Source organism: Phreatobacter stygius (assembly GCF_005144885.1).
GTDB lineage: Bacteria > Pseudomonadota > Alphaproteobacteria > Rhizobiales > Phreatobacteraceae > Phreatobacter > Phreatobacter stygius.
This window is the reverse complement of the sequence record NZ_CP039690.1, coordinates 4,402,230-4,414,798: the sequence shown is the minus strand read 5'-3', so window position 1 is coordinate 4,414,798 and position 12,569 is coordinate 4,402,230. Positions and strand designations below refer to the sequence as shown.

Sequence of the window (12,569 nt, the reverse complement as noted above, 5' to 3'; positions counted from 1 at the left end):
AGGGTTTTGGCTGCTTCGCTGAAAAAAGGAAAGCGGGTACGTGGGGCAGCTCAGCCGCCGAAACAACGGACCTCACTTAGTCCTCGATCGCGCGGGCCGACACGACGTAACGCAGCGGACCGTCGATCTTGCCGTCGAGCGGCCAGCAGGTGGCAAGAACCAACCATCGGCCGGCAGCGCCGGCATCGATGCCCGATGCGTCCCAACGGACCACACGCGCACCGTCGACGACGAAACGGAAACGCCCGCCGTCGGCGCGCAGGACAGCGATCTCGTCACCCACCCGCACATCGCCGAGAAAGGCGAAATGGGTATCGCGATGGGCCGCATAGACCGCCGTTCCCGCCTCGCCCGCCGGCGGCGTTCCGGGCACGTGACCCGGCCCGAAAGCGAGCGCCTGGCCGCTGTCGCCGGCAAGCACGATGGCATCCTGGCCAAGACGCGGCACACTGATCCGGGCGACCGGCCAGGTGTCGAGCCAGGGCCAGGGCTTGACCGGCTGGCCTTCGCGGATCGACCGGACGAAGGCGTGATCCAGCAGGACCTGGGCGGTCGCCGCCTTGATGTGGATCCAGGCCGCCTGGCCGCACAAGACGAGGCCGAGGGCCAGACAGGCGAATGCCGGGCCGACGCGCAGGAGGCGCCATAAGGCGCCTCCATCGAACGAGAGAGAGCGCGCCCTCATGCCGTCACCCTGCGGCGGCGGGGCAGGAGCAACTCCATGGCGCCCAGCATCAGACAGCCGGCCCCGGCGATCAGCCTCACTCCGGCATCCGTGGCCGTGCGCGGCAAGGTGACGGAATGCCCGGACGCCTGGCTCGTCCCCACGCTCCCGGCGGTCTCGGCCGGCATGCTGGTCGACCCGACGCCGGTCGCCCGCGCGGTCGCACCGAACAGCCGGTTGAAGTCCCAGCCAGCCGGCAGGTTCAAGGGCAGGTCGTGGCGGGTCAGCGGGGCGCCGATCGGGCGCGCCGGGGTCCGGTCGACGGCCACCAGGCTGGTCTGGCTGCTGACCAGGCTGTGGGCCAGGGCAAGCTGCAGGATGCGCGCGTCGGCGGTCTCTCCGGTGATGCGGCGCAAGGAACGCTCGGCCTCGACATCGGAGATCTTGCGCCGCGCCCAGAGCTTGGACAGGCCCCGGCCCTCGATCGCCTGGTCGACCGGCAGCGCGACGCGCCAGGGCTGCCCGCCGATCCGGCCCTCGATATGGACGGTGCCGCCGAGCGCCGCGACCTTCATCGCCAGCACCACCGGTTCGCCGGAATAGAGGTCCGGCATCGAGCCCGGCGTCATGTCGGCCGTGGTTGCCTCGATCCGCGCCGTCAGGTCGGTGACGACAGGACGCTCCAGCTTGCCGAACAGCTCGCGCATGCGGGTCTCGACCTCGTTGACGGAGCCGATATGGGTGTAGGTGCCACGCCCCATTTCGGCGCCGCGGGTCATCAGGAAATTGTTCGGCGCCGAACCGATGCCGACCATGAACAGGCGCGAGCGGCCGCGCTCCCGGGCGATGGTGTCGATCAGTTGCTGATCGTTGCCGATCGCCCCGTCGGTCAGGAACACGACCTGGCGGACGCGGCTCGCATCATCGGGGCGCGGATCCTCCAGTGCCGCGCGCAGGGCCGGAACCATCTCGGTGCCGCCACGCGCCTGCAGACCCGAGACGAAATTTCGCGCGATGCCGACATGCTCGGCATCGGCGGCCACTGTGTCGGGGAACAGCTTGGTCAAGGTGTCGTCGAACCGGATCACATTGAACCGGTCGCCGGCCTTCAGCCGCGCCAGGGCGTAGAGCAGGCTCTCCTTGGCCTGGCGCATCGAGGCGCCGCTCATCGATCCGGAATTGTCGATGACGAAGACGATCTCGCGCGAAAGTTCCGGCGTGGCGGCGTTTTGCGAGGGTGGCGTCAGGAAAGCCAGCAGGTAGTCTTCGCCGCCGATGCGCTCGCGGAACAACCGGGCCTGCGGCGCGTCGAAAGGCGCGGCTGTCCAGGTCAGCTCGAAGTCGCGATCGGCCGGCACCTCCCCGTCGGTCAGCATGACGAAGCGACCGGCGCCGTCCGGCCGGTCGACCACGGCATGATAGGCGCTCTTGACCTCGCCGAGCTGGAAGCCGGGCTGCAGGTTGACCCTGATCGAGACCGGATTGACGCGGTCGTAGCGCCGCGGGTCGAGCACGGGCGCCGCCATGGCGGCCTGGTTCGGCACCGGGTCGACGCCATCGGCACCACCAGCGGGATTGTAGCGCGCGCCCATCACCAGCGGCACCCGCAGCGAATAGACGCCCGTGCTCTGGCGCACCGGCGCCTGATATTCGATCTGGACCAGGACGGTCTCGCCGGGGCCGATATTGGCGACCGCGTTGGTGAAGAGATTGGGGCGCTGCTGTTCGACCAGTCCGGCCCGGCGGCCCTGGCTCCTGGCGGCCTCGTAGACGGCGCGCGCCTCGGCCCGCGGCTTGATCTCGCCAATGATGACGCGGTCGCCGACGATCATCTTCAGGTAGTCGACGGCACCATCCTCGGGCAGCGGAAAGACATAGACCGCTTCGACCCAGCGGTCGGTGGGATTGCGGAACACCTGGGTAATGCGCCCGCGCACGGTCGGGCCGCTGACGGCCAGATGGACATCCGTGCCGAGCCGCAGCGCCTCGGTAAAGCCCGGGGCCTGGGCGTTGCGCATGAGCAGGCCGCCCGACTGCATCGCGGACGGCGTCGGTGTCTCGCCAGCCCGGCCGAGCCCGACCAGGGCCAGCAGGCCGAACAGGGCCAGCAATGTCCTCAGTACAAGCTTCGAAAGCTGTTCGAGGCGCGCGGCGAGTGGAGAGGGACAGATAGCCCCGGCGGATGGCGGCCGGCGGATGGAGCGGCTCATGATCTCAAGGTCTCCTGTAGTCCACAAGGACAGGCGACCTTCCTTTTGTGCGCATGGGCCTCCGCACGGTTAGCGTCTAGATTCAGCCTTTCCGGCCGGCGGCCGCACAGCTCGCCTTGCCCGCCACCGACGCGTGTGGCAATGTGAGGATCTGTGCGGGAATGTGCGGAAAGTGGAACCCATGCCGGCGATCGAGAGCGAGCTGACGCGCGAGCATAGCCAGAGCGTCGCGACCATCGTGCGCGGCGAACTGGCGCGCCGGCGCATGTCGCGGCAGGCGCTGGCCGACAAGGCGCGCATCAGCATCTCGACGCTGGAAAAGGCGCTGGCCGGACGGCGCCCGTTCACGCTCGCCACCACCATCCGGCTGGAGGAGGCGCTGGGCCGCTCGCTCGGCAGCGACAGCGCGCCGGCCGGGCCGCCGCCAACGGCGCTCGCACCCGAATCGCTTGGCGCCTATTCGCGCGCCGCGGCCGCCTGGCTGACCGGCGAATATCTGACGGTCCGGCCATCGCTCGAATATCCCCAGGCGATCTTCGCCTACCGCACCGACATTGCCTGGGACGAGGCGGCCTCACATCTCGTCTTCCGCGAGAAGGCGCGGCTCGATGCCGCCTTCACCCAGAAGGGATCGGTGTCGCTGCCCAACCAATCCGGCCAGATCTATCTGATCACCAATGAATCCGGCCAGTTTCGCCTGGCAATCCTGAACCGGCCGACGATCGAGGGCGAACTCTACGGCCTTTTGACCACCTTGCAGGTCGGGCTGGGCGGCCACTTGACCCCCGCCAGCCTGCCGCTGGCGCTCATTCCGATGCGCCACGCCCCTGCCGTGGCGCCCGGACGAATCCAGCCGGGCGACGCGGCTTATCCAGCCTGCCGCGAACGTCTGGAGCGCATCACGCGGCAAGGCTTTGCGCGCTTCCTGCCGGTCGCCTAGGGTCCGAGCCCAAAAACAGGCCATCGATGAGCAGCGCCGTGACCGAGCCGAACGAGAAGCCCGCGCCGTCCCGGCGGATCGACCTCATTGACCTGGCGCGTGGCGTCACCCTGCTCGCCATGTTCGTGTTTCACTTCGCCTGGGACCTGTCGCTGTTCCGTTTGATCGATGTCGATATCGCAATGGAACCGGGCTGGCGCTGGTTCGCACGCTGCATTGCAGGCTCGTTTCTTGTCCTTGTCGGTATCAGCCTGGTGCTCGCCACCCGCGACGGCATCAACGGCAAGGCCTTCCTGCGCCGGCTCGCCATGGTCGCGGGCGCCGCCGCGCTCGTCACGCTCGGCACCTGGTTCGCCTTGCCGGACTCCTTCGTCTTCTTCGGCATCCTGCACCATATCGCGCTCGCCAGCGTGCTCGCCTTGCCGTTCCTGCGCCTGCCGCCGCTGGCGATCGCCGGCGCGATCATCACCTGCTTCGCCCTGCCCGAGCTCCTGACCAGCCCGATCCTGGACGCGCGCTGGCTCGGCTGGCTCGGCCTTGGCCGGCTGCCGCTACAGACCGCCGACTACGTGCCGGTATTGCCCTGGTTCGGCTGTGTGCTGGCCGGCGTGCTGGCGGCGCGCCTGGCGCTCGCCACCGGGCTTGCCGACAGCCTGTCCCGCTGGCGCGCCGTTTCCGTGCCGGCCCGCCTCATCGCCTGGGGCGGCCGCCACAGCTTACCGATCTATCTGCTGCACCAGCCGATTTTCTTCGCCATCCTGCTGGTGGCGGCCCGGATCGCGACCTTGCCTGCCGCCGACGCCCGGCCGTTCGTCGCGGCCTGCGAGCGCAGTTGCACGGGCTCCGGTCAATCCGCCGATCTTTGCCGGCGCGCCTGCGCCTGCACGGTGCAGGGTCTGAAACGCGACCAGCTCTGGGCCAAGGTCCTGGCCGACACGCTGACCGAGGACGAACGCGACCAGATGAGCGATATCGCGCAGGCCTGTTACGGCCGGCCCTAAGGGGTCGGTCCCGGCCAAATTGCATAGCTCCCGAATTCGCCGAGCCGCTAGGTTTCCCGGTCAGTCGGGTCGGCGCGACATCGACCAGCCAAACGCGCCGGACAAATGGGGCAGCGCATGATCGATCGGGACTATGACTATATCGTCGTCGGCGCGGGCTCGGCCGGCGCGGTGCTGGCGGCGCGGCTGAGCGAAGATCCCGCCATCCGGGTGCTGCTGGTCGAGGCCGGGCGCGATTTCCGCTCCGCCGACACGCCCGAGCATATCCGGATCCCGAACCCGATGCGGGCGATCGGCGACGACGACTACCGGTGGCCCCATCTGATGGCCCGCCGGACCGAGCGGCAGGAGCCGAAACTGCTCTGGCGCGGGCGCGCCATGGGCGGCAGCTCGACCATCAACGGCCAGATCGCCATTCGCGGCGTTCCCGACGATTTCGAACGCTGGCGCCTGGCCGGTTGCGCCGGATGGGGCTGGCCGGATGTGCTCTCCTATTTCAACAAGCTGGAAACCGACGTCAATTTCGGCGACGCGCCCTATCACGGCAGCAGTGGCCCGATCCCGGTCTATCGCGCACCGGTCGCCGATTGGGGCACCGTCGATGTCGCGCTGAAACAGGCCGCCGAAGGCCTGGGCTACGGCTGGTGCGAGGATCACAACGCGCCGGAGGGAACCGGCGTATCGCCCTATGCGATCAACAGCCGGGCGGGCGTCCGCGTCTCGACCAATGACGGCTATCTGGAACCGGCCCGCGGCCGCGCCAATCTGACCATTGTCGGCAATGCCCTGGTCTCCAGGCTCCAGGTCGAGGGTAACCGGCCGCATGCCAGCGGCGTCCATATGCGCGTCGACAACCAGGATTTCAGCCCGCGCGCGACACGCGGCGTGATCCTCTCGGCCGGCGCGATCCATTCGCCGGCCATTCTCCAGCGCTCCGGCATTGGCCCGGCCGCCCTGCTGACGTCGCTCGGGCTGCCGGTGATCGCCGACCTGCCGGTCGGCGAGAACCTGCTCGACCACCCGATGATGCCGCTCTTCCTGCAGCTGAAGGAGAATGCCCGCGTCGGCACGCTGATGCATCGCCACACCAATTGCTGCCTGCGCTATTCCTCGGGCCTCGGCGGGGCTGGCGAGAACGACATGATCGTCATCGCCGGCAACCTGGTTTCGCTCGGCGGCGGCGACACCGCCCGCGGCCGCCTGGTCGTCTCGGTCTACCAGGCCTTCAGCCAGGGCCGCGTGCGGATCACCACCACCGACCCGGCCGTCGACCCTGACGTCGACGAGCGCATGCTGTCGGACGAACGCGACCTGATCCGGATGCGCGACGGCGTCCGCCGGCTGCGCGCGCTTGGGCTGCACGCAAGCGTCGGCGCCATTGCATCGCGGGTCGAATATGGCTCGACCGGCCGTTCGATCGAGGCTGAGCTCGATCCGCAAGAGCTCGACGACTGGATGTTCGACGAATGCTCGGACGCCCAGCACGCCAGCGGCACCTGCCGCATGGGCGCCGCCGACGATCCGCGCTCGGTCGTCGATCCGGACTGCCGGGTAATCGGCTGCTCCGGCCTCAGCGTCATCGACGCCTCGATCATGCCGGAGGTGGTGCGTGCCAACACCCACCTGACCACCGTCATGATCGCCGAAAAAATGGCCGACAGGCTCCGCGCGGCCGGCTGATCTCGCCGTTCAGCCCATCGCCGCCACCTCCTCGTGGCGGAAACAGCCAACCAGATGGTCATTGGTCATGCCGACGGCCTGCATGAAGGCATAGATGATGGTTGGCCCGACAAAGGTGAAACCCTTGGCCTTCAGGTCCTTGGAGATCTTGCGGGCAACCTCGTTTTCGGTCGGCACCTGCGACCGGTCGGTCAGGCGGGGTTGCGCCGGCCGGCCGTCGACGAAATTCCACAGATAGTCGGAGAAGCCCTGCCCCTTGTCGAGCATGTCGAGATAGATGCCGGCCGACTTGACCGTGCCGACGATCTTGGCGCGGTTGCGGATGATGCCGGTGTCGGCCATCAACGCCTCGATTTTCTCCGGCCCGTAATGCACGATCAGCTCTGGCCGGAAGCCGTCGAACACCTTACGGAAATGCTCGCGCTTCCTGAGGATGGTGATCCAGGACAGGCCGGCCTGGAAGCCGTCGAGGATCAGCTTCTCGAACAGCGCGCGGTCATCGCGCTCGGGCACGCCCCAGTCGGTGTCGTGATAGGCGACATAAAACGGGTCGTAACCCGGCCACCAGCAGCGCGGCTTGCCATCGGCGTGATCGGTGATGAGCATCGGGCCTCTCAGCGAATTGCTTTAGACTTAAAATATTTTTCGCCACCGGGGTTGTTCGTGGAAATTCCGGCGTAATAATGCCTTCGCATCGGCCGCGACCACGGACAAGCCCGGGGCGGCGTACGGGTGGGGAGATTTTCATGAAGCGCGTTCTGTCGACGCTGGCTGCCGGCCTGGCCTTCGCCCTGGCCGCCACCGCGTCCCAAGCCCAGGAGCCGATCCGCATCGGCGTCATCGAGACCCTGTCCGGCCCCTCCGCCGTGCTCGGCCAGCATGCCCGCGACGGCTTCCAGCTGGCGATCCGCCAGCTCGGCGGCAAGATGGGCGGCCGCGAGGTCCAGGTCATCGTGGTCGACGACGAACAGAAGCCGGATGTCGCGATCCAGCGTGTCCAGGGCCTGATCGACCGCGACAAGGTCGACTTCGTCGTCGGCCCGATCTTCTCCAACGTGCTCCAGGCGATCCAGGCGCCGGTGGTCAATTCGCGCGCCTTCCTGATCAGCGCCAATGCCGGCCCGTCGAGCTATGCCGGCAAGGCCTGCCACGAGAACATGTTCGTCACCTCCTATCAGAACGACCAGGTGCATGAGGTGCTCGGCGCCTATGCCCAGGCCCGCAACATGCGCCGGGTGTTCCTGCTGGCGCCGAACTACCAGGCCGGCCGCGACGCCATGGCTGGCTTCAAGCGGCATTTCCGCGGCGAGATCGTCGACGAGGCGTTCACCCCGCTCGGCCATCTCGACTTCGCCGCCGAACTCGCACGCATCGGCTCGTCCAGGCCCGACGGCCTGTTCACCTTCATGCCGGGCGGCATGGGCGTGAACCTGGTCCGCCAGTACCGCCAGGCCGGCCTGGTCGACCGGACGCCGTTCCTGTCGGCTTTCACGGTCGATGAATCGACGCTGCCGGCCCAGCAGGATTCGGCCATCGGCATGATCGGCGGCATGACCTGGGCGCCGAACATGGACAATCCGCAGAACAAGAAATTCGTCGCGGATTTCGAAGCGGCCTTCGGTTATGTGCCGGGCTCCTATGCCATGCAGGCCTATGACTCGGCCATGCTGATCGACAGCGCGGTGCGTGCGGTCAACGGCAACCTGACCAATCGCGACGCGGTCCGCACCGCGCTGCGCAAGGCCGATTTCGTCTCGCTGCGCGGCAATTTCCGCTTCGCCAACAACCACTACCCGATCCAGGACTTCTACACCGTGCGCGCCGCCAAGCGGCCGGACGGCAAGTTCCAGACCGAGATCGTCGAGCGGGTGTTCACCAACTACACCGACGTCTACGCCCAGGACTGCCCGATGCGGTGGTGAGGAAATCGCGGCGCCGCCTTCTTGGTGGGGCCGCGTTCGGTTTGGGACCTGCATCGTTTGAGGGCGCTTACGTCATCCCCGGCCGAGCGAGCCCGACAGGGCGAGTGAGGGGAAGGGGATCCAGGGGTTGCAGGGCAATGCGTTGGCTCCTGGACCCCCTCCCCTCGGCTTCGCCTCGGCCGGGGGTGACGTCGGTGCATCGCCGAGAGGTGGCCTGAGTGCTTGGCATCACATGGGGACCAGCCCGAAACAGCCAATGAGCCCGACCTAGCCTATGTCCTCGACGCTTCTCATCATCCAGACATTGAACGGGCTGCAGCTCGGCGTGCTGCTGTTCCTGATCGCCGCCGGCCTGACCCTGGTGTTCGGCGTGATGGACTTCATCAACCTCGCGCACGGCGTCCAATACATGCTGGGCGCCTATCTCGCGGCCATGTTCGTCGCCTGGACCGGCAACTTCTTCATTGGCCTGGTGCTGGCGCTGATCTCGGCGCTGGCCTTCGGGCTGCTGCTCGAAGTGCTGGTCATGCGCCACCTCTATGACCGCGACCACCTGGAACAGGTGCTCGCCACCTTCGGGGTCATCCTGTTCCTCAACGAAGGCGTCAAGATCGTCTGGGGGGCGGCCCCGCTGCAGGTGCCGGTGCCGGACATGCTGTCGGGCGCGGTCGCCATTGCCGACGGCGTGCTCTATCCGATCTGGCGGCTCGCCATCATCCTGTCCGGCCTTGCGGTCGCGCTCGGGCTCTACCTGGTGGTGACCAAGACCCGTGTCGGCATGCTGATCCGCGCCGGCGCCACCAATGCGCCCATGGTCTCGGCGCTCGGTGTCGACATCCGCCGCCTGTTCATGATCGTGTTCGGCTTCGGCGCCATGCTGGCGGGCTTTGCCGGCTGCATGGCCGCGCCGGTCCTGTCGGTCGAGCCCGGCATGGGCGACAACCTCCTGATCCTGGCCTTCGTGGTCATCGTCATCGGCGGCATCGGCTCGATCCGCGGCGCGTTCATCGGCGCACTGATCGTCGGCCTGACCGATACGCTGCTGCGCTCGTTCTCGGTCGATCTCCTGCGCATGACCGGGCTGTCACCGTCGGACGCCCGCACCATCGGGCCGGCGATCGCGTCCATGTCGATCTACATCCTGATGGCTGCCGTGCTGTTCTTCCGGCCGACCGGCCTGTTCCCGGCGAAGGGCTGAGCCATGACCGATGTTTCGCCCCTCGCCTCGTCCACACCCGCTCCGGCACTCGGCTGGGATTGGAAGCGCCTGGCGATCCCGCTCGTCCTGTTCGCCGGCCTCGCGGTCATGCCGCTGATCTTTCCGGGCGACCGCTACACCCTGTCGCTGATCACCCGCGCCATGATCTTCGGCATCGCCGCCCTGTCTCTGGACCTGATCCTCGGCTACGGCGCTCTGATCTCGTTCGGCCATGCCGCCTTCATGGGGCTCGGCGGTTATGCCGCGGCGATCCTGATGTTCCACGGCACCGGCGAAGCGCTGGTCGCCTTTCCCGTGGCGATCGCCACCGGCGCCCTGTTCGCCCTGGTCACCGGCGCCATCTCGCTGAAGACCCGCGGCGTCTATTTCATCATGATCACGCTGGCCTTCGCCCAGATGGCCTTCTTCACCGCCACCTCGCTGTCGGCCTATGGCGGCGACGACGGCCTGCGCATGGCCCAGCGCAATGTCGTTGCCGGCGCGCGCCTGCTGCAGAACGACACCAACTTCTATTTCGTCGTGCTTGGCCTGCTGATCGCCTGCTACCTGCTGCTCCGGACCATTGTCGGCTCGCGTTTCGGCCGCATCCTGAAAGGCGCCAAGGAAAACGAGCGGCGCATGCGGGCGCTCGGCTTCGATCCGTTCCGCTACCGGCTGACCGCCTATGTCATCGCCGGTGGCATCTGCGCGCTGTCCGGCGCCCTGTTCGCCAATCTCGGCCTGTTCGTGGCGCCCGCCTACATGACCTGGCCGCGCTCCGGCGAGCTCATCGCCATGGTGGTCTTGGGTGGCACAGGCACGCTGCATGGCGCGATCATCGGGGCCATCGGCATCATCATCGTCGAGGAATGGCTGGCCGAGATCACCCAGCACTGGAAGGCGATCTTCGGGCCGCTGGTGGTGCTGGTCGCGATCTTCGCGCGCGGCGGCATTATCCGGTTGATCGACAGGGGGACCGGCCGATGAGCAGCCCGATCCTGTCGCTCAAGGGCCTGCGCAAGGCGTTCGGGGCGCTCGTCGTCACCGACGACGTGACGCTCGATATCGGCGCCAACGAGCTCCATGCGATCATCGGCCCGAACGGCGCCGGCAAGACCACGCTGATCGGCGAGATCACCGGTGAATTGTCGCTGGACGCCGGCAGCGTCACCTTTGCCGGCGAGGACATCACCCGGCTGCCGATCCATGCCCGGGCGCTCAAGGGCCTCACCCGCTCGTTCCAGATCACCCAGGTGCTGCCGGGCTTCTCGGTGCTCGACAATGTCGCGACCGCGGCGCAGGCCCATGCCGGCTCGTCGTTCCGTTTCTTCGGCCGGGTTTCGGCCGAACGCGCCCTGAACGACCAGGCCATGGCGGCGCTCGAGCAGGTTGGCATCGGCGCCAGGGCCGGGGCGCCGGCAGCCAGCCTGTCGCATGGCGAGAAGCGCCAGCTGGAACTGGCCATGGCGCTGGTCTCGCGGCCGAAACTGTTGCTGCTCGACGAGCCGATGGCCGGCATGGGGCGCGAGGAGACCGAACGCATGGTCGAGGTGCTGCTGGCACTCAAGGCCCGCTATCCGATCGTGCTGGTCGAGCACGACATGCATGCGGTGTTCCGTCTGGCCGACCGCATCTCGGTGCTGGTCTATGGCCGTCTCATCGCCTCGGGCACGCCCGAAACCGTCAGGGCCGACCCGGCGGTGCGCGAAGCCTATCTCGGCGAGGAGGAGTTCGCATGAACGAGCCTCTCGACGCCGAAAGCCGGCTCGCCCATCAGCCGCGCGATGCCCGCCCGGAGCTCCGGCTCTGGCTCCGGCTGCTCACCTGCACCAATCTGATCGAACGGGAGATCCGCCGCCGGCTGATGGACCGTTTCGCCATCACGCTGCCGCGCTTCGACCTGCTCGCTCAGCTCGACAAGTCGCCGGAGGGCCTGACGCTCGGCGAGATTTCGCGGCGCATGATGGTGACCAACGGCAACGTCACGGGCCTGGTCGACCGGATCGTCGAGCAGGGCCATGTCGAGCGCCGCCGCGACGCCACCGACCGGCGCGCCCAGCGCATCGTCATGACCGACAAGGGTCATGCCGACTTCTCGCGCATGGCGCGCGAGCACGGCGTCTGGATGACCGAACTTCTGGGCGACCTGCAACCGGGCGAACGCGAGGTGCTGATGAGCCTGCTCGGCCGCACCAAGGCCTCGGTCGCCCGCGCCCTGGCGCAACGCGTCGAAGCGGCGGAGTAGGCCATGCTCAGCGTCACCAATCTGGAAGCCGGTTATGGCGACGTGCAGGTGCTGTTCGGTGTGTCGCTCAGCGTCGCCAATGGCGAGGTGGTGACACTGCTCGGCCGCAACGGCATGGGCAAGACCACCACGATCCGCTCGATCTTCGGCCTGTTGAAGCCGCGCGGCGGCGCCATCGATGTCGACGGCCTGGCGCTGGCCGGGCGGCCGCCCTACCGGGTGGCGCAGGCCGGTCTCGGCCTGGTACCCGAGGGCCGGCAGATCTTTCCGAACCTCAATGTCGAGGAAAACCTGGTCGCCACATCGGCCAATCGTGAGAGCAAGGCCGCAGCCTGGACGCTCGAGCGGGTCTATGAGTTCTTCCCGCGCCTGAAGGAGCGCCGCCGCAACATGGGCAATCAGCTGTCCGGCGGCGAACAGCAGATGCTCGCCATCGGCCGGGCGCTGATGACCAATCCGAAACTTCTGGTGCTGGACGAGGCGACCGAGGGCCTGGCGCCGGTCATCCGCGCCGAGATCTGGTCCTGCCTCAAGCGTTTGAAGCAGGACGGCCAATCGATCCTGGTGATCGACAAGAATGTCGATGCTCTGGTCAAACTGGCCGACCGGCACCTGATCCTTGAAAAGGGCCGGATCGTCTGGGAAGGGTCGAGCGCCGCCTTCATCGCGAGCCCCGACCTGAAGGACCGCTACCTGCACGTCTGAACGC

12 protein-coding genes are annotated in these 12,569 nt (G+C 67.6%); 9 read left to right on the top strand and 3 right to left on the bottom strand.

From position 1 onward, the window contains the following. Positions 1-76 precede the first annotated feature (76 nt). A complete protein-coding gene (locus E8M01_RS20740; RefSeq protein WP_136961883.1) occupies positions 77-685 on the bottom strand; it encodes a class GN sortase in 609 nt (202 codons plus the stop codon). Beyond that, a complete protein-coding gene (locus E8M01_RS20735) occupies positions 682-2,874 on the bottom strand; it encodes a marine proteobacterial sortase target protein (RefSeq protein WP_136961882.1) in 2,193 nt (730 codons plus the stop codon). Before E8M01_RS20735 ends, E8M01_RS20740 begins: the two co-directional genes overlap by 4 nt. A gap of 181 nt (positions 2,875-3,055) precedes the next feature. On the opposite strand from E8M01_RS20735, the gene E8M01_RS20730 reads away from it, so the two are divergent. From E8M01_RS20730 to E8M01_RS20720, 3 genes are all read left to right on the top strand, one after another. After that, a complete protein-coding gene (locus tag E8M01_RS20730) occupies positions 3,056-3,814 on the top strand; it encodes a helix-turn-helix domain-containing protein (RefSeq protein WP_136961881.1) in 759 nt (252 codons plus the stop codon). A gap of 38 nt (positions 3,815-3,852) precedes the next feature. Next, entirely contained in the window at positions 3,853-4,815 is a 963-nt protein-coding gene (locus E8M01_RS20725; RefSeq protein ID WP_170181997.1) for an acetyltransferase domain-containing protein, read from the top strand. A 117-nt stretch (positions 4,816-4,932) separates the two neighbouring features. After that, positions 4,933-6,495 carry a GMC family oxidoreductase gene (locus E8M01_RS20720; RefSeq protein WP_136961879.1) on the top strand — a complete coding sequence of 521 codons (1,563 nt, stop codon included), beginning with the start codon at positions 4,933-4,935 and terminating at the stop codon, positions 6,493-6,495. Between the two features lie 9 nt (positions 6,496-6,504). Here E8M01_RS20720 and E8M01_RS20715 read toward each other — a convergent pair whose 3' ends face one another. Continuing rightward, the gene (locus E8M01_RS20715) at positions 6,505-7,101 is read right to left on the bottom strand and encodes a DNA-3-methyladenine glycosylase I (RefSeq protein WP_136961878.1); all 597 of its coding nucleotides are present in this window, start codon (positions 7,099-7,101) and stop codon (positions 6,505-6,507) included. Between the two features lie 140 nt (positions 7,102-7,241). On the opposite strand from E8M01_RS20715, the gene E8M01_RS20710 reads away from it, so the two are divergent. The 6 genes from E8M01_RS20710 to E8M01_RS20685 all read left to right on the top strand — a co-directional run bounded on the left by E8M01_RS20710 (position 7,242) and on the right by E8M01_RS20685 (position 12,565). Beyond that, positions 7,242-8,417 (top strand): ABC transporter substrate-binding protein, encoded by a 1,176-nt coding sequence (locus E8M01_RS20710; RefSeq protein ID WP_136961877.1) that lies wholly within the window; start codon positions 7,242-7,244, stop codon positions 8,415-8,417. 274 nt (positions 8,418-8,691) lie between these two features. Next, positions 8,692-9,615, top strand: coding sequence for a branched-chain amino acid ABC transporter permease (locus tag E8M01_RS20705; RefSeq protein ID WP_136961876.1), 924 nt, complete (start codon positions 8,692-8,694; stop codon positions 9,613-9,615). Between the two features lie 3 nt (positions 9,616-9,618). Further along, on the top strand, positions 9,619-10,602 hold the full coding sequence (locus tag E8M01_RS20700; protein ID WP_136961875.1) for a branched-chain amino acid ABC transporter permease: 984 nt from the start codon (positions 9,619-9,621) through the stop codon (positions 10,600-10,602). Next, positions 10,599-11,354 (top strand): ABC transporter ATP-binding protein, encoded by a 756-nt coding sequence (locus E8M01_RS20695; RefSeq protein WP_136961874.1) that lies wholly within the window; start codon positions 10,599-10,601, stop codon positions 11,352-11,354. The genes E8M01_RS20700 and E8M01_RS20695 overlap by 4 nt, the downstream gene beginning before the upstream one ends. Continuing rightward, positions 11,351-11,860: a MarR family winged helix-turn-helix transcriptional regulator gene (locus tag E8M01_RS20690; RefSeq protein WP_136961873.1), complete on the top strand. Its 510-nt coding sequence runs from the start codon at positions 11,351-11,353 to the stop codon at positions 11,858-11,860. Before E8M01_RS20695 ends, E8M01_RS20690 begins: the two co-directional genes overlap by 4 nt. A gap of 3 nt (positions 11,861-11,863) precedes the next feature. Beyond that, positions 11,864-12,565 (top strand): ABC transporter ATP-binding protein, encoded by a 702-nt coding sequence (locus E8M01_RS20685; protein ID WP_136961872.1) that lies wholly within the window; start codon positions 11,864-11,866, stop codon positions 12,563-12,565. Positions 12,566-12,569 lie beyond the last annotated feature (4 nt).